General features: G+C 41.0%; 17 protein-coding genes and 1 tRNA gene. 14 read left to right on the forward strand and 4 right to left on the reverse strand.

Annotated elements, in window-relative coordinates:
* Positions 1 to 166 precede the first annotated feature (166 nt).
* Both METTI_RS00245 and ftsZ read right to left on the reverse strand, forming a co-directional pair.
* Positions 167 to 1,648, reverse strand: coding sequence for a dihydropteroate synthase-like protein (locus tag METTI_RS00245; RefSeq protein WP_023843789.1), 1,482 nt, complete (start codon positions 1,646 to 1,648; stop codon positions 167 to 169).
* Between the two features lie 109 nt (positions 1,649 to 1,757).
* Positions 1,758 to 2,957: a cell division protein FtsZ gene (gene ftsZ / locus METTI_RS00250; protein ID WP_023843790.1), complete on the reverse strand. Its 1,200-nt coding sequence runs from the start codon at positions 2,955 to 2,957 to the stop codon at positions 1,758 to 1,760.
* Between the two features lie 485 nt (positions 2,958 to 3,442).
* Between ftsZ and METTI_RS00255 the strand changes: the two genes are divergently transcribed.
* From METTI_RS00255 to METTI_RS00315, 13 genes are all read left to right on the forward strand, one after another.
* Positions 3,443 to 5,185: a site-2 protease family protein gene (locus METTI_RS00255; protein ID WP_023843791.1), complete on the forward strand. Its 1,743-nt coding sequence runs from the start codon at positions 3,443 to 3,445 to the stop codon at positions 5,183 to 5,185.
* Positions 5,186 to 5,230: 45 nt separating this feature from the next.
* The gene (locus tag METTI_RS00260) at positions 5,231 to 6,244 is read left to right on the forward strand and encodes a potassium channel family protein (RefSeq protein WP_023843792.1); all 1,014 of its coding nucleotides are present in this window, start codon (positions 5,231 to 5,233) and stop codon (positions 6,242 to 6,244) included.
* 4 nt (positions 6,245 to 6,248) lie between these two features.
* Positions 6,249 to 6,956 (forward strand): potassium channel family protein, encoded by a 708-nt coding sequence (locus METTI_RS00265; RefSeq protein ID WP_023843793.1) that lies wholly within the window; start codon positions 6,249 to 6,251, stop codon positions 6,954 to 6,956.
* A gap of 22 nt (positions 6,957 to 6,978) precedes the next feature.
* Positions 6,979 to 7,728 carry a sulfite exporter TauE/SafE family protein gene (locus tag METTI_RS00270; RefSeq protein WP_023843794.1) on the forward strand — a complete coding sequence of 250 codons (750 nt, stop codon included), beginning with the start codon at positions 6,979 to 6,981 and terminating at the stop codon, positions 7,726 to 7,728.
* A gap of 84 nt (positions 7,729 to 7,812) precedes the next feature.
* A tRNA-Arg gene (locus tag METTI_RS00275) sits at positions 7,813 to 7,909 on the forward strand.
* A gap of 201 nt (positions 7,910 to 8,110) precedes the next feature.
* Positions 8,111 to 8,686 (forward strand): hypothetical protein, encoded by a 576-nt coding sequence (locus METTI_RS14860; protein WP_023843795.1) that lies wholly within the window; start codon positions 8,111 to 8,113, stop codon positions 8,684 to 8,686.
* 181 nt (positions 8,687 to 8,867) lie between these two features.
* Positions 8,868 to 9,953, forward strand: a complete 1,086-nt coding sequence (locus METTI_RS00285; RefSeq protein ID WP_023843796.1) for an iron ABC transporter substrate-binding protein — start codon at positions 8,868 to 8,870, stop codon at positions 9,951 to 9,953.
* 92 nt (positions 9,954 to 10,045) lie between these two features.
* Positions 10,046 to 11,161 (forward strand): iron ABC transporter substrate-binding protein, encoded by a 1,116-nt coding sequence (locus METTI_RS00290; RefSeq protein ID WP_023843797.1) that lies wholly within the window; start codon positions 10,046 to 10,048, stop codon positions 11,159 to 11,161.
* Positions 11,158 to 11,775, forward strand: a complete 618-nt coding sequence (locus tag METTI_RS00295; RefSeq protein ID WP_023843798.1) for a class I SAM-dependent methyltransferase — start codon at positions 11,158 to 11,160, stop codon at positions 11,773 to 11,775. Before METTI_RS00290 ends, METTI_RS00295 begins: the two co-directional genes overlap by 4 nt.
* A gap of 19 nt (positions 11,776 to 11,794) precedes the next feature.
* On the forward strand, positions 11,795 to 13,567 hold the full coding sequence (locus METTI_RS00300) for a radical SAM protein (RefSeq protein WP_023843799.1): 1,773 nt from the start codon (positions 11,795 to 11,797) through the stop codon (positions 13,565 to 13,567).
* The gene (locus tag METTI_RS00305) at positions 13,560 to 14,579 is read left to right on the forward strand and encodes a FecCD family ABC transporter permease (RefSeq protein ID WP_048134958.1); all 1,020 of its coding nucleotides are present in this window, start codon (positions 13,560 to 13,562) and stop codon (positions 14,577 to 14,579) included. The genes METTI_RS00300 and METTI_RS00305 overlap by 8 nt, the downstream gene beginning before the upstream one ends.
* Positions 14,570 to 15,364 (forward strand): ABC transporter ATP-binding protein, encoded by a 795-nt coding sequence (locus METTI_RS00310; protein ID WP_023843801.1) that lies wholly within the window; start codon positions 14,570 to 14,572, stop codon positions 15,362 to 15,364. Before METTI_RS00305 ends, METTI_RS00310 begins: the two co-directional genes overlap by 10 nt.
* A gap of 186 nt (positions 15,365 to 15,550) precedes the next feature.
* Positions 15,551 to 16,798, forward strand: coding sequence for an S-layer protein domain-containing protein (locus METTI_RS00315; RefSeq protein WP_023843802.1), 1,248 nt, complete (start codon positions 15,551 to 15,553; stop codon positions 16,796 to 16,798).
* 121 nt (positions 16,799 to 16,919) lie between these two features.
* Here the strand turns inward: METTI_RS00315 and pheT are convergent, their stop codons facing one another.
* The gene (gene pheT / locus METTI_RS00320) at positions 16,920 to 18,539 is read right to left on the reverse strand and encodes a phenylalanine--tRNA ligase subunit beta (protein WP_023843803.1); all 1,620 of its coding nucleotides are present in this window, start codon (positions 18,537 to 18,539) and stop codon (positions 16,920 to 16,922) included.
* A gap of 224 nt (positions 18,540 to 18,763) precedes the next feature.
* Positions 18,764 to 19,672, reverse strand: coding sequence for a UbiA family prenyltransferase (locus tag METTI_RS00325; RefSeq protein WP_023843804.1), 909 nt, complete (start codon positions 19,670 to 19,672; stop codon positions 18,764 to 18,766).
* 371 nt (positions 19,673 to 20,043) lie between these two features.
* On the opposite strand from METTI_RS00325, the gene METTI_RS00330 reads away from it, so the two are divergent.
* The gene (locus tag METTI_RS00330; RefSeq protein WP_023843805.1) at positions 20,044 to 22,134 is read left to right on the forward strand and encodes a type II/IV secretion system ATPase subunit; all 2,091 of its coding nucleotides are present in this window, start codon (positions 20,044 to 20,046) and stop codon (positions 22,132 to 22,134) included.
* Positions 22,135 to 22,141: the final 7 nt, after the last annotated feature.

A 22,141-nucleotide genomic window follows, 5' to 3' on the forward strand; every position in this document is an offset into this window, starting at 1 on the left:
GCAGAAATCATTAGAAGAAGGCACAGGGTATTTGTAAATTATTTTATTTCTTATTGTGGGAATACGCTGGCTTCGCCGGACCCTTCGGGATTAATCAAGTTATTCATGATTTATGACGGATCAGTTTAGAAATTAATACATATTTCAGGAAGGATTTCTACAATACCTAAAACTCATCGTCCTGAGCATAACTTCTTCCCAGTTTCAGGGCGAGTTCCGCTTTTTTGAGTTCCTGTCCCAGATAAGCAGCATGTTCCATTCTTGAAACAAGTTCCATTTTAAGAATCGTGTCCATGACTTCCCTGGCAGTCTTTCCGACAATTGATGTATTATCATGTTCAGCAAGGATGCATCCGTCTTTCATTCCAAATTGATCAGGGATAATGCTTATCCTGATACTGCCTTTGGGGTCAACAGTCCACATCTTGCTTTTTTCTGCACTTACAAAGGTTTCCGGTAGTACAGAATCAGTACGTCTTCTTTTCTCTTTAATCTCAATCAGATCGATTCCCAGATCCTTTGGTGAACTTTCACGCTCTTTTGCCAGCATCATCATCTGGGATGCTCTTTTGAGCTCATTAATGGAACCCTGTGTTTTATTACTATATTCAGGAGTAAAAAGAATACTTGCTCCTACGTCTGCACCGATGCCGCAAAGTGTGGCGTTGACACCGGTGGAATCCACATCTATAAGTTCCGTGACGTTGCCTATTCCATAGAAAACAGGAATGTCAGGGTTCTTTTCATGGAATTCCTTGTATCTTACAATAGAGACGGCAATTCCATGACCTATCGGATCAAGTACCGGATCGGCAATTAGTTTCTCAATACCGGCCTTGCGGGCAAGTTCAATGTTTTTCATGAGACTGTCATAAGCTTCGCCCTGATCAGGTATTACAACAGCAGGAATGTCACAGGAAGCAATTTCAGAAGCAATTTCTTCAATATTGCTACTATCCAGACTTAGAACCATGTCAATTCCGCAATTGAGGGCTTCCCTGATAAGCACCGGGTCAAGAGTGTCAATACTCACAGGAAGATTCGTTGTCCTGCGAGCAATATTGATAGCTCGCTTTACATCATCAGGATTAGCATGCAGGGATGCGCCAAGATCAATCATATCCGCACCCTTCATTTCAAAACTACGGATGCGTAGTTCAAGTGCTTCAGGAGCAAGTCCCGTGGCATCGACAACCTCTGTCAATACCTTCATACGGGAATTGCCTCCAATTTTCATTCCACGTAATTTCAGTGGACAATTAGCAGCATCCTCAATTTCTTCAACCTTTTCAATTGCCATGGCGCGTCTTACGTCTGCCAGAAGTTCACAGGCAGGAATTTCTGTTGAAAATTCCATGCTTTCCGTGAATGGAAGAACAAAACCGAGATCATAGGCATGTTTGGGACCAAGACGTATTTTGCATCCCAACTCCTGTTCTGTTTTTTCGAAGTTTCCGGAAACAAGACCAGGAATGAATATCAGATCATAATTAAAAACTGGAATTTGATCTTTGATCGCAGCAAGCAGTTTACGGGGAGTAATGAATGCGGCAACCTGGGTGTCGGCAACAACAACATCGGCATGATTACCTATTGCATTCCTTACAGTCTGTTCAGCAAGTCTGCCCGTAGCTATCAGTATTTTCATGAATGGAAATAGTAGTGAAAGTAAAAAAGAATATCTGCCAATCCTAATAACTTATTTTGGAAAAATTGACAGATCCGGCTTAATGCCGGACTGATGTTAATTAAAGCAATCAGTGAATGATATCAATGATTGATCCGCCGTTGTTCTTTGACTGAATTGGCTCAACAACGGAGCGGCTGACCTTGTTCACAGATGGGCTTGCGCGCCTGTATGCACGTGGTGCCTCTGCATGAACAGGTTCACGTACACTATCATATGATATACTACTGCACTGTGGCTGTCCGAGAATCTGTGCTGACTGGACACCTGTCATGATAGCCATTACACGCACCCTGCCTTCATACTCAGGGCTGATACGTGCTCCCCAGATTACATTTGCACTGGAAGAAAGCTCGTATGTGAGTGAAGCAGCGATTTCTTCAGCCTCTTTAAGACTGAGATCCGGGCCACCTGTGATGTGTACAAGACTGCCTGTTGCACCTCTGTAATCTACATCAAGGAGTGGGTGGTTAAGTGCTGCACGAACTACATCGTCGCTCTTGTCCTGATTCTTGCTCTCACCAACAAGCATTACTGCAACGCCGCCGCATCCCATGATAGCTCTGATGTCAGCGTAGTCAATGTTGATAAGTGAAGGCTGTGTGATTGTTTCTGTGATTCCCTTTACGGTTTCAGAGATAATCTGATCCATTACTGAGAATGCCTGGTCGATTGGGAGATTTGGTACATACTCAAGGAGTCTGTTGTTGTCAAGTACAATAACAGTGTCTGCGGCTCGGCGGAACTCTTCAAGTCCTTCCTCTGCCTTAACTGCTCTTGCCCTTTCAACTCTGAATGGGCTTGAGACCATACCAACAACAATTGCGCCCTGCTCCTTTGCGACCTCAGCTACTACAGGAGCGACACCAGTACCGGTTCCTCCTCCCATACCTGCTGTAACAAAAACAAGATCTGCATCTTTGAAGATCTCTTCAAGGGTGCCGCGGGCAAGTTCTGCTGCCTTTGCACCAACTTCAGGGTATCCTCCTGCACCAAGACCGCGGGTAAGAGTCTTGCCCACGAGAATCTTCTTGTCTGCACGAATGAGGTCAAGGTGTTGCTTGTCAGTGTTAATAGCTACTGTCTCAGCACCCTCAATACCCATGTTGTAAAGTCTGTTGATTGTGTTATTACCTGCACCACCGCATCCGACGATCATAATTCTTGGCTGGCCAAGAATATCAAACTGGTCATCGTTAATTGCAATTGACTGGCGGTACGCTTTCTCTTTCTCTGTGTGTTTTAACGCTTCCTGAACTATTGACTGCACTTTCATCCCCTCACGGATTTAGTAACATTACGGTATAGTGTTCTGGTTTTTAGTTGTTGCTCGAATTTTACTGTAACCATTCATCAACGTTTATCAACGTTTTGTAATTCTGTAATTGCTATATTTCCTTTATTCTTTTTATACTTATCCTTTTATGCAAGTTTGAAACATCTTACAAAATAGGACCCGGAAAGCTGGCAAACATTAAATATTACATTTGAGTAAGAAACTATATAAATTTAACCTGCTTGATTTTTATATTTACTTATATCATAAAAATAGTAAGACCGGTTATTTCAGAATATTTCACTTCGATTTCTGCCCAATCAATTATATATCATTCTTATCATTTTATATGACAAAGATATATACCTCGTAAAAAGAATTACCAAACAAATCTAATTGAACATGAAAAAGATTTAAGGTTAATATTAAATTGACTAATTAACACTTCAACCGAAAATACCAAACGCCGGAGAGTTTTTTTGGACGGAATATACATTGCAGTTGCAATTCTTTTGCTTTACTGGATCGTTGTAATAGCACTTGACAGAAAAGGAATACTTGAAAAATACAATATCAGCGCCTATGGCCCTGTTCTGATGATCAGGACTACAAAAGGACTGAAATTACTTGATAAGCTTGCCATACCTAAAAAAGCATGGAGAATCTATGCAGACATCGGTATCAGACTTATGTTTATAGGAATGATAGCGATGTTTTTGTTTGTTATACTTTCAGACCTTGCCATGCTGGCATCATATGAAACAAATACAATGCCGGAACCCGGAAAGTTCAATGCCGCAAGGAACATATTCCTGATACCTGGTGTCAACGAGTTCATACCTCTTGTATGGGGTACAATAGCACTACTTGTCACTCTCGTTGTCCATGAATTCTCGCATGCAATACTATGCAGGGTGGAAGATATCAGGGTCAAGTCCATGGGAATCCTGCTTGCTGTTGTACCTATCGGTGGTTTTGCAGAACCTGACGAAGAAGAGCTTTTTGGAAAGAAAGAAGAAGAAGAACTCACTGATGAAAACGACCCTTATGGAGACCGGCGACTTGGAATCGTAATTGACAGAAAAGAAGAAGAAGAAAAGAAAGTTGTCAAAACCGATGAAAAAATAGCCACGCGTACCCAGAGAGCAAGAATACTTGCTGCAGGTGTCATGGCAAACTTCGTGGTGGCATTTCTGGCATTTGCACTGCTTTTTGGACCTGTACTCGGTTCACTGGAACCTCTTGGAGATACAATGGTCATGGACATTTCCGAAGATAGCCCCGCATATTCTGCAGGCATCAGGGAAAACATGATTATAACACAAATTGATGATACGAAAATCAGCAATGTAAATGAAATGCTTGATTATCTTGATGGACTTGAAACAGGCACAGCTGTAACTGTTTATGCAGCTGCCGAAAGGGTAGAGTCCAGCTATGAACTGGAAGTTGGAAATACGGATATTGAACCCGAAGGCATCCTTATCCAGAGCATAGTGGAAGGTAACCCTGCAGAAGCAGCAGGGATGGAAGCAGGTACTCATATTCTCTATATTGATGGGAATCCGATCTATACTTATAGTGATTTCAGCGAAGTTCTCAGTGAAAGCACTCCGGGACAGGAAATTTCAGTTGTGGTTGAAAACGATGAAGGAGAAACAACTGAATATGCAGTTACTCTTGCAGAACATCCGGATTATGAAGGCAGAGGTTTCCTTGGGGTGCGAACTACTTCAGGAGAAAGTGTAGAAACATCACTTGGGTTCTCCGTTGGTGAATATCCTGCAGCTGAATATCTGGAATTGCTAAAGAGTGTTCCGAGCATGCTTGGCGGACTTGCAGGATGGTATATTATTCTTGTACTGCCAATAAGTGGGTTTGCCGGTGAAGGATTCCCGGGTTTCAGTGAAACACTTTCCCAGTTCTATGTGCCGGTTGGATGGGCAGAACCTTTCGGAATAGGAGTATTCTGGCTTGCAAACACACTCCTGTGGGTAGGCTGGCTTAACTTCTATGTGGGCCTGTTCAACTGCCTTCCAGCCGTACCTCTTGACGGAGGACACGTTTTCAGGGATTCTTTGAATGCTTTCATTTACAAGATCACAGGAAATGAAGAAAAGGCAGAAAATGTGTCAGCATTGATTACAGCCACATTTGCAATGATGATATTATTCTCATTCATCTTCATGGTCATAGGACCTTACCTTGTACACGGATTCTGAGAATGGATGAAAGGAACTGTTTGATACAATAACAGGGGAACTCACATGAAAAGAAGGCACCTTTGGCATAAGACACTTCTAAAATCATTCCTTGGAGCTCTTGCCATAATAGTGGTGTACATGATAATCTTTGTGGAGATTATGATATACGAGGGCCAGACCGAGTATGTCAATATCTATGATGCTATTTACTGGGTGATAACCACTCTTACAACAGTAGGTTACGGCGATATTACAATGGCATCCCCAATAGGAAAATTGTATGCCGTTTTTGTCCAGTTGACAGGAATACCACTGGTATTTGGAATACTTTTCACCCTTGTAATTATTCCCTGGATGGAAAAAAAGATCCAGTCCAATATTCCTTCCAAAGCTTCGAAGAAGCTTACAGATCACATAATTATCTGCGGATATAACAGGCTTATTGAGACACTTATTGAGGAGCTGAAAGAAAACGACATACCATACATCCTTGTTGAAGAAGAATCTGAACTTGTGATGGAACTGTTGAAGAGAAATATCCATGCCATCTATGGTCTTGTCAGTGAGGAAGAAACCCTCAGAAATGCAAACATAAAAGAAGCACGTTTCCTGATAGCAAACAGAAACGATGAGATGAATGCAAATATTGTGCTCACAGCACGCAATATCAGCGATGTGAATATCATTGCAATTGTAGAAGACAGAGCCAATAAGAAATACCTGAAATATGCAGGAGCAACAAGTGTTGTTTCACCTAAGGAACTCTTTGGAAGGTTCATAGGAAGGAAGGCTGCGGACCCGTTTGTTAACAGGCTAACCGGTGCAACTGAATTCTTTGAAGGAGTCAGTATTGTTGAATTACCTATCTATCCGAAAAGCCCGTTGATGGGCAAAACCATGAAAAATGCAGCCATAAGGGAAAAGACCGGTGCAAATGTTGTTGGAATGTGGAAAGGTGGAAGCCTGACATTTATTATTAAACCCGATGATATTATCAAAGACAACTCGGTGCTCCTTGCAATTGGTTCCAATGACCAGCTATCGAAACTTAAGAAATTGACACAATCCGGGGAGTAAATGTATGGAAAATTATATGGAAAATCCAGGACATAAAGATCATATTGTAGTTCTCGGATCCGGAGATGTTGGCAGAAGGGTTGTTGAAACACTAACTTATGCAAACATCAAATTCGTAGTTGTTGATTCACAGGCGCATACTTTTGAGAATGCTGACTATGATTATGTTGTGGGAAATGCAACTGAGGAAGAAATCCTGATTCAAGCTGGTGTTCCACAGGCATCTACAATCATAGTTACCCTGAATGATGACACACATGTGATGTTTGCAACACTGATATCAAGAGGACTTAATCCCGATTCAACAATAATTGCCAGGGCAAATTCATATAAGTCCATAGACAAGATTTACAAGGCAGGTGCAAATTATGTTGCTGCGCTGCCTATTGTTGCCGGACAGATGCTTGCAAAAATGACTTCAAGATGTATTGATGTCTCATGTAAAAAAATGGATGAGGATATCATGCTTTATGAAGGTGTGGATATTGAAAAACACACGATTACCAATTCAGATGATCTTGCAAACAAGACAGTGGCTGATATAAGTCTCAGGCATAAAGTTGGTTGTACTATTTTAGGAATCGAAAGAGACGGAAAGATTATAACAGATATACTTCCATCAACGAAGATGCTGAAAGGTGATATCATTGCAGTAGTAGGCGGGAGAGAAGAAATATCCCGTTTCAAGGATAAATATGTGAAGAAACCGTGATTTTCAAAAGGATCGTCTGTAAATGCAAACTATATTCTTTGCCGTAATTGTCTTCTTTGCTTCCATCCTGTTCTCAATGATAGGACTTGGTGGGGCAATATTTTATGTGCCTTTCTTTTACTGGGTAACCGGGGATTTCATATTTTCAATTACCATTGCACTCCTTCTGAATATAGTAACTTCTGCATCCGCAGCAATTACCTATATTCGAAAGAAACTGGTGGATTTTAAAATTGCCATTCCGTTTATTATCGCATCAATGACAGGAGCACAAATAGGAGCCTATTTTACACAAATAGCACCTGTAGAGTTGCTCCTTGGAATGCTTACAATGCTTATGTTTATTGTAGGCGAAGAGATGATCTTTTCCAGAATACGATTCATGTATCAGGAAAAAGAAATTAAAGGACAGGAAAAATACATCTTTGTCACTATGTTCGGATTTCTTGTAGGATCTATTTCCGGAATGCTGGGAATAGGTGGAGGTACTTTCATAGTTCCTTTGCTGTTGATATTTGGATTCGGGATTAAAAGAGCAGCAGCAAGTTCCGGTTTTATTGTCCTTTTCACGTCAATTTCGGCTTTTGCAGCACATGTTGCCTCCTGGACACCTGATATTAACCTTATTGCTGCAGTATCAGTTTCATCATTCCTTGGTGCACAGCTGGGTTCGTACCTGATGCATAACAAGATCAATGCCGAAACACTCCAAAAAATATTTGGTATTGTACTCTGGTTAATGGCGATAAGAATGCTGACAGACTTTTTATGAGTGATAATTAATTTAAATTATCATATAATGCCATGTTTAATAGAAACCTTTAATACTGCCAGAAGCTATCAGTAGTTGCCTTGCGGGCCTGTAGGGTAGCCAGGATATCCTGATGGGCTTCGATGTTACCATAGTGGTGCGAAGATACCCATCGACTCGTGTTCGAATCGCGGCAGGCCCGTTCTTTTGTTTATTATTTTTTATTTTTCAAATTCTTTGTTTATTTAATCCGGACTTTGGATTTGTAGTATTGAGATTTTAGAATACATCAGGCATCGAAATTGGAAGTTACTACTTTTTGCATTGATACGAATATACCGACATATTAATAAATTCATGAATATATCATAATATTTGATACAAAAATTTAAAGAGTATTTAAATGTCTAAAGTTATTAAATGGCTTATGTTATTGGTTTGTATATTTGTATTTTTATCTGATCCTGCAATAGCAATTGAAAGCAATGAGCAAAATACTTCTTTTACAAATAACAGTAATTTCTCAGACTATAGAACTATTATTATTGAAGAATTAGAAGATGATCCCGATCTGATTGCTATCCGGGGAACGATACCTGAAATAAAGAATTCGGAAGGACTAAAAGAATGGTATGAGGATATTCATAGTCATAAAGAAAAGATAGGGTCTTTGATTGAACCATATATGGCTTCAAATGGCGGTCCGGTAGTAGCACTTGCGTATAATAGTGATGGATATATGCTTGTTTACCTGGATAAATACCTGGAAACTGAAGTTAATGATACAACAATTGATATGATTTACCAAACAATTGAAGAAGGGTATAAGCAAGAAGGAACTGACAATATTCCTGTAGTTTTCATGTTCAGATATCGAACTATTGAGACATTGGAAGATGAAACATACTTATCCGGATTTAGTTCAATTTTGTGTATATTGGTTATTATGTGTCTGATAGCATTGAAAAAGTATAATTAACTATCAACTTGCTGTCATTTTCTTCTCAGATTTTACGGACAATTATCTTTTAATCAAATTATCACACCTTACATTGAAAATATAATATATAACTCATAAACCGTTTAGCGCATATCTTTTTATACCATTATGTTCGTCAGAACATATCGGTAAAAACGGTTAATGTTTAACAGGTGTTGTCATGAACGTAAAAAATGGTACATTACTCCTCATTTTGATAGTTTTGCTGGCTGTTACTGCATGTGGATGCATGGAACAGACCGAAGCAGAACAGGTACAGGTTACTACAAATAACACGGTGCAAATCACGGATATGCTTGGCAGGGAACTAACGGTACCCGAAGAGATCACATCGGTTTACGCTACATCCCCTCCTTCTACAATTCTTGTTTACATGCTTGCACCTGAAAAAGTTGCAGGCTGGAATTTTCTTAACACTTTTAACCACACATTGATGAACGATGAATATCTCAATTTACCAATTCTTGGTGGGTGGTTCGGTACGCAGACAGGAAATTATGAGACAATTATCAATATTCATCCTGATATCGTAATGGAAGGATACACAACAGATGGTCAGATAGATGAAGCAATCAAGCGCAGGCAGGAATCTTTTGGAAATATCCCGGTTGTTGCCATTGATGATTCAATCATTTTTGTAGAAGAATCAGACCCGACAATTGAGTACGTGGGAGAACTCCTGGATTGTGAGGAACAGGCAGCCGATTTTATGGAATTCAGGGCTGATATTCTCGATGAAATAGAAAATAAAGTCTCCGATATTCCTGACGAGGAAAAGGTAAGAGTCTACTATGCAGAAGGACCCACAGGTCTTAAAACCGATCCATCCGGGTCACAACATTCACAGGTTATCGATATCTGTGGAGGTATAAATGTTGCAAATTGTTCCCTTACTCCCGGAAACGGAATGACACCTGTTTCAATTGAACAGGTGATGGAATGGAATCCTGAAATAATCCTCACATCAAATGCCCAGTTCTACAATACAGTTTACTCAGATCCACTGTGGGAGAACATTGATGCCGTACAGAACGAGCGTGTTTACCTGTCACCCCTTAACCCATTCTGCTGGATAGACAGGCCACAGGGACCACATCTCATAATCGGAACTGCATGGACGGCCACCGTATTGTATCCTGATCTTTTCGAAGATATGGATATGGAACAAACTACACGTGATTTCTATTCACAGTTCCTGCATTATGATCTTACAGAAGAGGAAATGGAATCACTGTTGAATCCTTAACCGGGTTCAGAAACTAATGATAAGCACAGGTATTCGCACAAACCTTCCTATCTGTGCTTTCTTTTAATTATAAAGCAAAAGGTGGTGAATAAATGGATAAGAAATTCTGTCCAGTTAGTTCCTTTCTATTAATTCTTATTTTAGCAACCGCAATCAGTGGTTGTACTGACCAGACACAGCAATCCATAGTACAACAAGAAGAATCTGTGGAGACTGTAGAAGTAACCGATATGCTGGGTCGCAACCTTACAGTTCCTTCTGAGATAGATAATGTTGTGACTGCAACTGGCCCTTATTCGATATTAGTGTACATGCTTGCACCTGAAAAACTTGCAGCATGGAATACATTTACTCCTGCGGACAACATGCACATGGATGAGCTTTATACCTCACTTCCTGTAGTCGGTTCATGGGGAAGTGCCCAGACAGCAAACTATGAAACGGTCATCAGTCTTAATCCTGAAATTGTTATTGAAGGATATACTGTAAACAAGAAAGGACAAATCAGTGAACAGGTCACTGAGAGGCAGGAGAAATTCGGAAGCATTCCTGTAGTTGCTATCAATGGTTCAATTATTGCCATAGAAGATGGAGATGACACAATCGAATATCTGGGACAATTGCTTGATTGTGAAGAACAGGCAACTGAGTTCATCAATTTCAGGTTATCTGTTATTGACAATATTAATGACAAAGTCGAAAGTATTCCGGACGATGAAAAGGTCCGTGTATACTATGCAGAAGGATCTACCGGTCTAAAAACAGATCCATCAGGTTCATTGCATTCTGAAGTAATCGATATATGCGGCGGTATTAATGTTGCTGATTGCCAGGTAACACCAGGAATGGGAATGACACCGGTTTCCATAGAACAGGTTGCTGAATGGAACCCTGAAGTAATACTGACAACAGATTCCGAGTTCTACAATTCTATTTATTCAGATCCATTATGGGCAAATATTGATGCTGTGCAGAATGGACGTGTATATCTGGCGCCACAAAACCCTTTCTGCTGGATAGACAGACCATATGGTGTACATCGCGTGATAGGAGCTGCATGGACAGCTAATGTACTCTACCCGGAACTGTTTCCGGATACTGAACTAGAAGAATTAACAACTGAGTTCTATTCACAATTCTTCCATTACGACCTCAATAATGAAGAACTGAAGAATTTGCTCTACCCCGAAGAGGAGGCATTGGCATGAAGCAGGATGATAAGTTGCATAATTTCCCGGATATAGCAGAGAATGTGTTTGCACCAATTTATCCTGTGATAGCATCCGACATAATTGCTTCCAGTGGCATAAAAGAAGGAATATGCATTGACCTTGGGTGCGGGCTTGCATCACTTGGAATTGCTCTGGCAGAACAGACATCTCTTACGGTTTATGCTGTGGACATCTCAGAGAAAATGTACGAACTGGCAACGGAAAAAGCTTCCAGACACGATGTTTCTGACAGATTAAAACCAACATTGGCAGATGTGCATAAACTCCCATTTAATGATGATTTTGCAAATCTCATAGTGAGCCGCGGCTCTGTATTCTTCTGGAATGATCTACCTGTTGCCTTCAGTGAAATTGCCAGAATACTTGCCCCCGGAGGTGAAGCCTGGATAGGTGGTGGTTTTGGTACCGCCGAACTTCGCCAGCAGATAGCAAAAACAATGGAAGAACGTGATCCTGGCTGGCAGGAAGGTTCTAAAAAAAGGCTCAGCCCGGAGAACAAGCAGGCAATGAAGAATGCCTGTGTCAGTACAGGGCTGCTATTCAGGGTTGTAGATGATGGTGCTGGATTCTGGGTGGTTCTGAATAAGTAATATTGAAAGGAGGCAAAAAATGAAGTGCAAGATATGTGAAATGGCTTGTGATATCAACGAGCACAGTACCGGCAGATGCAAAACCTACCAGCTTGATGGTGACAAAATAATTCAGGATCCAGAACTTGGGTATCTGGGAGCGTTTCCTGTTTCAATAGAGACTATACCCATGCTCCACTATTATCCTGCAGGAAAATTCCTCCAGGTATTCAGCACAGGTTGTAACTTCAAATGTCCGGGATGCATTGCAAGACTTTTGGCTTCAAGAAGGTCGCTTGGATGGCCAACACTGAACCCTGACCAGGTTATTGAAACTGCACTGAAACTTGGGTGCATTGGAATAGTTTCCACACTTAACGAACCGGCTGCGAATTTCTATATGTTCCACGAACTGGCACTTAAAGCAAAAGAAAAAGGTCTCCTCGTTGGTTGTTCTTCTAATTGCTACTTTACGGAAGAAACTATTGAGGAGCTTTCAGGTTTTGTCAATTTCATGAATGTAGGCATAAAGGGACATTCTGATGACTCTTACAGGAATTGTGGAGTCCTGTCCTCAAAACCAGTATTTCGTAATATCGAAAAACTACACAGGATGGGCGTACACGTTGAAGTCTCAGCAGTCTACATGAAAGGAAAGGAAGAAGACGTTATTCAGGTTGCCAGAACCCTTGCAAACATATCAACCTCAATTCCTCTGCAACTCATGAGATTCATCCCATTCGGCGATGCACCAATAGCACTTGAACCGTCCATAGGCGCATCTGAAAGACTGTGCAACAGCCTGCATGATCACCTTCAGCATGTTTACCTCTTTAATTCCCCGGGCACAGGACTAATGGATACATTCTGTCCTGAATGTGGGGAAGTAATAATAGAAAGAGAGTTCTACGGCCCCATGGGTTCCAGACTCCTGAAACCATGGAGCAATTACAGCTGTGAATGTGGCCACAGTATTCCAGTTACCGGCACAGGTGCCATCGAAAGTTTCAGTGAATCCGGATTTATGGGTGGATACAGGATAAGCCGTGCTTTTGGAATGGTTCATGCGGTCCTTACATGCCTGGGAATTCCCGAAGAAGAAAGGATGCTTGAAGTATGGAAAAAGATTTCCAGCTCAGAAGCTCTCATGGATATCCATCATATGATACAGAATCCGACATCATATCTGGAATATATCAGGTTGATTGCTGACAAGGCGGGCGTACAGGAAAAGGGTGAAGACCTTGTCTCATTCATCGGCAAGCGTCTTGAGCTTATTGAACGGGTCGCCTCTGAAAATGATGGCGGAAGCGCATACTATTGCATGGGTTCACCGCTTTTTGCACTGAACGCCGGAAGAATGGAAAACAATCTTGTTAATTTTGCCGGAGGGCAAAGTATCAACAAATTACTTCAGAAAGAAGGTAAGCCTGGTTTCAATGTTGAACCGGGATTTATCAACGATAATAACCCCAAAACGATATTCATCTCCGGTTTTCTTTCCCGCCCACTTTATGAGTTCTACGGCCTCTGCAAGTATTATGGAATAGAAGCAGATGCAGTAAAGCAGCAGAGAATCTATGCACTTCCACCTTCATGGGATTTTGGAAGCCCACGCTGGATACTCGGATTACTTTATATAGCAGATAAGCTGCATCCTGGTAAACTTGAAATAGACATTGAACAGGAAGCAAATACATTCTACAGGCGTTACTACGGCATATATTATAGCGAAGCAAAGCCTAACAGGTCTTTCCACAGACCATCTTCAGGAATCTGGCCAGGGGAACTCACGGGGTGTACTCATGCCTGATTACAGGCGATGTGCCACCATTTCAATTTATTTGCTTCCAATATTGTTATTAGTTGCTTCACTCTTTGTTGGCAGGTACCAGATGCCAGCATCACTTGTAATTGCTGATATCGTGAATACAGTAATTTCCTTTATATCAGGAACTGCAAGCCCGGTATCCACACAACATACTGTGCTTTTCAGTGTAAGGTTACCAAGAATTCTAGCATCCTTGCTCGTTGGTTCATCACTTTCGCTTGCAGGAGTATCTTTCCAGGGAGTATTCCGAAATCCACTGGTATCACCTTATATTCTTGGCGTGGGAGCCGGCGCAGGTTTTGGTGCATGTGCAGGTATTTTACTCTGGGACAGCCAGCTCGCAATACAACTGCTGTCATTTGCCTGTGGACTGATAGCAATGTTTGGAGCCATCAGTATGGGAAAGGTCAGCAAAGGAACAGGAACTCTTGTATTCGTTCTTTCAGGAATAATCGTAGGTTCGATATTCACAGCCCTTATCTCACTTGCAAAATACGTGGCTGACCCTTATGATGACCTGCCGGAAATTGTGTTCTGGCTCATGGGAAGCCTGTCTTCAATAAGATATAACGATCTGCTCTGGATTATTGCACCAATGCTCCTGGGAACATTGGTGCTTTTCCTCCTGAGATGGAGAATCAATATCCTGTCACTGGGGGATGAAGAAGCACGCTCTCTTGGAGTAAATGTTGACCAGATACGCCTGATAATTATTATCTGTGCCACTCTTATCACATCGGCTGCTGTGAGTATCAGCGGTGTTATCGGATGGGTGGGACTTGTGGTACCACATATTGCAAGGATGATCGTAGGTCCGAATTACAACCGGCTTCTGCCAATGAGCATGGTGATCGGTGCATCCTTCATGCTTCTGGTAGATGACCTTGCAAGAACTGTAACTGCAACAGAAATACCGCTGGGAATAATCACTTCCCTGCTTGGTGCACCGTTATTTGCATACCTTCTGAAAAGGGGGCGTATGGGATGGAATTAGAATTAATCTTAGAAGTAGATTCACTGGCATATTCGTATGGTAAAGGACCGGTCTTTGAGGATGTATCATTTTCAATGAAAGGTGGGGAAGTAATGTGTGTACTTGGACCCAACGGAGTTGGTAAATCCACACTTATCAAATGCATTGCAGGTATTTTCAAACCTGCTGCAGGTTCTGTCCGTATACAGGGCGAAGATACTCAAACAATGACTTCAGGGTCTATTGCAAAGAAAGTCGGATATGTGCCTCAACAGAACGAGACCGTTTTCCCATTCGACGTACTGGATTTTGTGGTGATGGGAAGAACACCTCATCTTTCACTCTTCGGTTCGCCGGGAGAAGGTGATATGGAAATTGCATGGAAGTCCCTTGAAACAGTCGGTGTTGAGCACCTTTCTGACAGGACATTGAATAGTCTCAGTGGAGGACAACGGCAGATGGTGCTTATTGCCCGTGCTCTTGCACAGGAACCAGCACTTTTATTATTGGATGAACCTACTGCGCATCTTGATTTTGGAAACCAGGTGTTGGTTCTTGAAACCGTAAAGAAACTTTCAGCATCAGGAATGTCGATTGTTATGAACACTCACATGCCTGACCATGCTTTCCTTGTAGGCAGCAATGCAGTTGCTCTGACAGGTGGTAAACTACTTGCCTGCGGACCGGTTCCATCGGTTGTGAACAGTCAGACAATGTCATCTGTTTATGGTATAGATGTCACTGTAAGAGACATATCTGATATTAACAGAAAAGTCTGTGTCCCGTGTGGAAGTGGAAAGTGCTGAACCTTTCCGCTTATAACAGTGGCAGAAATGCATTGTTATTTTGTGAAGTAAATAATTCATAATTTTTTCATTAATATTACAGATTTTGAATTCAGATAAACTATAAATACCATTATGTTTGTTAGAACATAACGCTAAAAATAACAATTGTTGTTATGGATGGACGAACTTACTCGGAGGCTAAAAATGATACAACAATTTGGAAAAACAATAATATTGAGTATAATACTACTTTTTGTTCTTGCAACGGCCTCTCCCTGTCTGGCCACAAATGTGGATATAAGGGGGGCTCCTATAGATACCGGTTCTACGGATTCTGGAAATATTTCCTGGGATTATTCTACTTTTCCCGGAATGTTTTTTGCTGCAAATAAGTACACTCAACTCGTCAAAGGTGCCGGGGAACACCTGTACTATCAAGATGACGGAAGAAATCCTGCAATAGGTTCAGCCAATCCAACAGCAAATGTAATCGATGAAGGTGAACTTATATACACAACAAGTCAGCTTGCTTCAAAATACAGTGTCTATTCTGAAGAGCAGAACGTAACAAAGGTGACAAAATTCTATACAATCTCCATATTTGGAACTTCATACTGTGCAGTTGACAACGATGCTACTACGCTTGCAAAGATATTGATGAAACAGGATAGTTCCGATAAGAAGACACTTAAAAGTGGTGATAAGTGGGAGATGAAGAATGGATATTCTCTTGTGATGAATGCTGTGGACATTGAAGGTTCAAAATGTTATGTTACCCTTTACAAGGGCGATGAAGAGCTTGACACCGGCGTGATTTCAACAGAAGCTACAACAGATGACAGGATATACACTGTTGAACAAGAATGTGCAGATGGTTCGGAACATATATATTTCCTGACATATGTAGATTCCATATTCGCAGGCCAGGAGGATAATTTTGCAGTTCTCAAATATACGTGGCTTGCAGACAAGGACAGTTATACAGAAATAGAAAACGGTGATGAGTTCGGTAATTTTGAAGTCGATGAAGCTACGGAATCCGGACTTGTACTATCCAACAGTAATACTATTACTATGACTGTAAGTGCCGGATCTTCTACAGCAATTACAGGTGACTGGTTCTTTATGTCCTCTGACAAGGAAAAAGGCAGTAACGGAGGATATGTATTCTATCCTGTAAAAAGAGTTGTTATAGAGGATACACCTACAGAAAATGCAGTTACAGAGGAAACAATCGAAGCTTCGGAAGAAGACGATGAGGATACTGTAATAGTAGATATGTCTGAATCAGAGGAGGATGTTGATGCTTCAACTAGTAACACGGATCAGCCCTCACCAGATGATTCAGTTCCAGATGATTCTGCTGTAGAGAATTCCATTCCTGGATTTGAGGGTTACATAGCCATTCTTGCAATTTCTATGTTGCTCTTCTTCCGCAGAAATAAATTATAAATTATAAAATAAGAACAAGAACACTCTGTATAAGAGTGTTTTTTCTCTTTCTTACTGCTGGTGTAATGTATGTATCTCACCATTCTGTGAGAAGTAAACACATCAACTGAAATGATGAAGATCAATCAAGAAGATCGATCTCAAATCCTACAACTGGCTGACCAAGGCCGAAATTAACTATAACCTGAGGGAACAGTTCTCCCATGACACCTATTTTTTTGCCATTTACAAGAATGTCAGCCCTTCTGCCTTCCATGAAAGCCGGATCTTCTGATTCCACGACCTCGTATTCCACAAGTCTTTCACGCATAAGAGCATCCACAAGTTCCCTTACTTCTGTGAAATTTGCCTGTGGGCTTATGGAAACAGCTGCAAGGTGCAGGCCGTTCTTACCGTTGATAACAACATCACCAGCTTCAAAAATCTTCTGTGGAAGCTCCCTGTGCTGGTTCATGGAAAGTATCTCAATGAGATTCGGCAGGATAGTTGTCCTGACCATTGTCTGGTCTTCGCTTATCGGATGCATTACATAGGTGACATCATCGGTCTTTTCCCTGCACATCCAGTCAAAGTGAACCCTGTCACTTGTAAGTGTGAACGGCATGACCTGAAGATATCCAAGTCCAGTCATGATCTCACGCATATCAGTGCTTATGTCTGAAAGCATGTGAGACTTGCCTACTGTTGCATTCATCGGAAATACTGCAGGAATCTTGTCAAAGCCGTATCCAACTGCGATATCTTCAATGATGTCAGAGTTATCAAGAATATCTGCACGGTAGCGTGGTATCTGAACTTCAATACGTCCGTCCTCAAGTTCTTTTGCACCAAAGCCCATTCTTCCAAGCTGGTTAATTATCTCGTCAGCCGGAAGTTCCATACCAATAAGACCATCGATCTCTGCTCTTTCAAGCACCTTTACTCTTGGGCCCAGGTCTAGAGGAATATCCTCGGTTCCGTCTGCATTGATAACCTTAACATACTCTATTTCTCCGCCACGTTCTGCAAGAGCTGTTGTGACTATGTTGAGTGCAGTGTACACTTCATTGCTAAGTCCTGTGACATCCACCAGAAGATCGGTTGTATCTTCAGTTACCATTGTGAGTGTACCGTTAATTATTGGCGGGAATGAGAGCACATTGTCGTTTGCATCAAGGATAAGTGGATACATGTCAAAACCATCAAGGATATGTGCGAAGCGTGTTCCTTTTGGATGCTTCTCAAGTATTTCCCTCATGGTCATTGGTTCTGTAAAATCAAGAGGAACAAAACTGAAATCCGGGTCTGCTGCAATATACCTGAAAGGAGGCTGAACCTTTGAGAGATCGTGCACACCTATTGAGACTTTTTTACGGTCACGTCCAAGTCCCCAGTGGAGTGATTCCTGAAGGTCCATCAGCGTCTTGATAGCACTTGAACTGAAATTTACACCACGGACGATTGCACAGCCAAAAACCGGACGAACTGAATCTATATTCTCGTCTTTTCTAATCTCAACTGTGTAAGGCTTGACCTCATATTCCCTGAAACCGGGTTCTATATCAAGAAAACCACGCAATGCACGTGCAACGCCCTCTACACTGTAAAGGTCCGGGCGGTCAGGGAAGAATTCGATATCAATTGACTCCTCTTCTATACGCTCGATATCTGCGCCTATCATCGGCACGCGCTCAATAATTGTATCCTTGTCTGTTCCGGTTAATTGTTCAAGGTCATCATATGGTAAGGTTATAATAGGCATAGGGTTTTCCTCAGTTCCTTCCCTGTTTTGTTCTAGCTATAATCTAGCAGAACATATCCACCTTTACATTTAATATTTGTGTTTAAATGTGACTAAATGGGGTTTTCAGGGAGACATGCAGTTAGTTTGGAGAGTTCTTGTTCGTTTTTTAAGAGGAATTAGAACCCTATGCCTGAAACATAATAAATACTAAATTAATCCTAGCCAAATGTTGAATTAAATGCTTAGAAAACACTGAGCATTGTAACGTACTTTCCAGCAAAGATGAAAATCGACCACATAATTGGTTCAAATGCTGCAAAGATATAAGATGTGTATTCTTTTCTGGACTTTACAACCCTGTTAATGTAACTTACAGCGTAATAGAACATTGGAATTACTGCAAGTGTGAAAACCGGCAGAAGACCGATTAAAACACATCCCAGTATGAATACAACTGACACGATGTTAATAAGTCTGAGAATGAAAGGATATTTCTTGTCTCCAAGAATTGCAGGAACTGTCAGAAGGCCATCTTTACGGTCACCTTCCAAATCTCTTACATCAAAGAGAATCTGTATATTCATCATGCGAATGAAGACGAACAGTGCAAGCATAATTGCACCGTATGTTATTGGCACTGAATAATAGATGAATGCGAAAATTGCCATGAATGCCCAGACGATAGAAACAAAGACATTCTTAAATGCCGGGATCTTTTTTGTGAGTTTCTTAAAATGACTTCCATAGAGAAGACCAAGAATAAGGATTGACATTCCAATTATAGTTATAATAACTGATGTGAAGACCATCATTATGGTGAGAAGTACCAGAGAAGTGATAATGACTGTACACTTGCTCTTGTTCTTACATAACAGATACTTTGCACGACTGCTGTTTGTAGTTTCATCAGAGCTTGCACCCTGAGTATAATCGTAAAGGTAGATTGCGTAGAACAGAAGATATGTCACAAAAAGAATATCCCAGCTTACAGGAATCATAAACACAATTGAACAAGCCATTACAACAGAAACTGACCCTAAAGCAAAGAGATGGCCACCAAATACCAGTTCTCTCCAGAGAATACTCATAAGCATTACGATATCATTTCTAAATCCGAATCCGGAACTGACTGCATGTACATTAGAACTCATAAAAGTTGATTACTTTGGACACGCATGTCAATATAATGAATATAATTATAGTTTTATATTAAAATTTATGAACATTCAGTATATACCAATGAACATACCCTTCCTTAATTAGTATCTACGAAAATGCAAGGAATGAAAATAAAAAGTTACGTTCAGTTTTGCAATTAAATTTGTTAGATATTGCAAAAAAAAACAGAAACTGTACAGCATTGTAAGACAGGAAATTTACATTCTTACAATACCTTTAATTACCAGTATAGTATAATTATAATAAGTATATAATATAATCAATCATGCTTCTGGCACCTTCAACATTACGAATTAATTAACAATTATTTATAACATCAAATTATCCATCCAGCGGTGAAACAATGGCCGATGACCAATCTAATGTTTCTGAGGAAGAATCTTCCATTCATAATAAAAAAGAAAATACTGAAGAAGTTTCCAGTGATCAGGAAACTGATGATGAAATCCTTAACACTGATATAATGAAGGAAATGTCGGAAATAGAAAAAGACAGAGAGAAATTTGAAAAGGATTTTGCTCAACTGCTCAGTACTACTGAGGAAAACACCGCAGAGGATGAAGAAGAGCAAGAGGCAGATGAAGAAGAAAGTGATGAGAATTTTGGAATTTTGCTCCCAAGATCGCCTAATTTCGGCCCTTCAAAACCATTAATAACTGGAACTGTTGATGAGGAAAAAACTCCGGAACCTCTGCCAGAAGAAGATGAAATAATTGAGAAGGAAGATTCTATAGATACACAAACAGAAGAAATTGAAATCATTGCACCGGAAGAAGAACTAATTTCCCCGGAAAGCCCCGAATCAGAATCGGAGGATAAAACAGAGGATGCACAGGAACAGTCTGATGAAAAGAAAGTGAAGCCTGGATTTGTTGACAAAATAAAAAATATCTTCAAACAAACCGAGATGGAACTCGATCCATATGATCCTGAAATACATGGACCTATTACGGAATTTAAAGGCGAGGAAGGATATGAAGAGATTGAGCGTTACTGGGTAAATGAACCATACGCATTCATCGTTATCTTATTCAATGAAGACCGCAACAGTCATCTTTACTATATTGTCGAACCTGAACTTACTGATTTTGAACATACTTTCCTCCTTGAAATTAAAGACCGGTTAAGAGACGTGCTTCTTGTGGAAGAAATCAACGAGGAAGAAGACGATAAGGAAGCAGTACTTGAGTCTAAAATACGTTCCATAATTAAAGATTACACCATTGAAATAACTCCTCCAATGCTGGAAAAAATATCATATTACATCAAGAGGGACTTTGTCAGGTTCGGAAAGATTGATGCCCTGATGATGGATGACTCCATTGAAGATGTGTCCGGCAATGGCCATGACGTACCAATTTTCCTTTATCACAGGGCGCACCAGAATATCGCTACCAATGTAGTCTATGAAGAAGATGAACTAAACTCTTTTATTATCCAGATGGCCCAGAGAAGTGGTAAACACATTTCGGTTGCAGAACCTATGGTTGATGCGACCATGCCGGATGGTTCCAGGATCCAGATGACTCTGGGTACAAGTGTTACCGCACACGGCAGTACATTTACCATCCGTAAGTTCAGTGATACACCAATAACACCTGTAGACCTTATAAAATGGGGAACTTTCTCCTCAGAATCCATGGCATATCTCTGGCTCTGCATTGAAAACAACAAGAGTTTGATCTATGCAGGTGGTACTGCATCAGGTAAGACCTCTTCACTTAACGCAGTTTCACTCTTTATTCCAGAAAAAGCCAAGGTCATCACACTTGAAGATACAAGAGAACTCAAACTACCTCATCCAAACTGGATCCCAAGTATCACCAGGGATTCGTTCACCGCAGATGAAAGAGGAGCCGTCGACATGTACGACCTGCTAAAGGCAGCTCTGAGGCAAAGACCTGAATTCCTGCTTGTGGGTGAGGTAAGAGGTAAGGAAGCACTCACTCTTTTCCAGGCAATGTCAACAGGACACACTACATTCTCAACAATGCACGCTGACTCTGTTGCATCTGCCATTCACAGACTTGAAAATCCGCCTATCAGTGTTCCACGTACAATGATCCAGGCACTGGATATCATGAGCATCCAGTCACAGACGTACACCAAGGGCAAGCGTGTAAGAAGGAACATCAAACTGGTAGAGATTGTTGACATCGATCCGAATACAAGGAACATAAGGACAAACGATATCTTTGTCTGGGATTCAGAGGCAGACGTGTTCGTCCGCACAGGTGAATCGAAAGCCCTTTTTGACATCAAGATGAGACGTGGTTGGGCACAGGGTAAGGTAGATCAGGAATTGTACTATCGCCAGAAGATCCTGGAATACATGGTAAAGAATGGAATCAATGATTTCCAGGAAATTTCGGACATTATCAATGCTTACCAGTCCACACCGGAAAAGGTCCTGAAAAAATTACAACTTGAATAATGCTGGT

Origin of the sequence: Methanolobus tindarius DSM 2278 (genome assembly GCF_000504205.1) — an archaeon.
In the GTDB taxonomy this organism is placed as follows: Archaea; Halobacteriota; Methanosarcinia; order Methanosarcinales; family Methanosarcinaceae; genus Methanolobus; species Methanolobus tindarius.

Bases quoted from the DNA above. Each gene is read 5' to 3' on its own strand.
- METTI_RS00290 (WP_023843797.1), top strand. From the start codon at position 10,046: ATGGATAAGAAATTCTGTCCAGTTAGTTCCTTTCTATTAATTCTTATT.
- METTI_RS00310 (WP_023843801.1), top strand. From the start codon at position 14,570: ATGGAATTAGAATTAATCTTAGAAGTAGATTCACTGGCATATTCGTAT.
- METTI_RS00295 (WP_023843798.1), top strand. From the start codon at position 11,158: ATGAAGCAGGATGATAAGTTGCATAATTTCCCGGATATAGCAGAGAAT.
- METTI_RS00260 (WP_023843792.1), top strand. From the start codon at position 5,231: ATGAAAAGAAGGCACCTTTGGCATAAGACACTTCTAAAATCATTCCTT.
- METTI_RS00285 (WP_023843796.1), top strand. From the start codon at position 8,868: ATGAACGTAAAAAATGGTACATTACTCCTCATTTTGATAGTTTTGCTG.
- METTI_RS14860 (WP_023843795.1), top strand. From the start codon at position 8,111: ATGTCTAAAGTTATTAAATGGCTTATGTTATTGGTTTGTATATTTGTA.
- METTI_RS00265 (WP_023843793.1), top strand. From the start codon at position 6,249: ATGGAAAATTATATGGAAAATCCAGGACATAAAGATCATATTGTAGTT.
- pheT (WP_023843803.1), bottom strand. From the start codon at position 18,539: ATGCCTATTATAACCTTACCATATGATGACCTTGAACAATTAACCGGA.
- METTI_RS00325 (WP_023843804.1), bottom strand. From the start codon at position 19,672: ATGAGTTCTAATGTACATGCAGTCAGTTCCGGATTCGGATTTAGAAAT.
- METTI_RS00245 (WP_023843789.1), bottom strand. From the start codon at position 1,648: ATGAAAATACTGATAGCTACGGGCAGACTTGCTGAACAGACTGTAAGG.
- METTI_RS00330 (WP_023843805.1), top strand. From the start codon at position 20,044: ATGGCCGATGACCAATCTAATGTTTCTGAGGAAGAATCTTCCATTCAT.
- METTI_RS00270 (WP_023843794.1), top strand. From the start codon at position 6,979: ATGCAAACTATATTCTTTGCCGTAATTGTCTTCTTTGCTTCCATCCTG.
- METTI_RS00315 (WP_023843802.1), top strand. From the start codon at position 15,551: ATGATACAACAATTTGGAAAAACAATAATATTGAGTATAATACTACTT.
- METTI_RS00305 (WP_048134958.1), top strand. From the start codon at position 13,560: ATGCCTGATTACAGGCGATGTGCCACCATTTCAATTTATTTGCTTCCA.
- METTI_RS00300 (WP_023843799.1), top strand. From the start codon at position 11,795: ATGAAGTGCAAGATATGTGAAATGGCTTGTGATATCAACGAGCACAGT.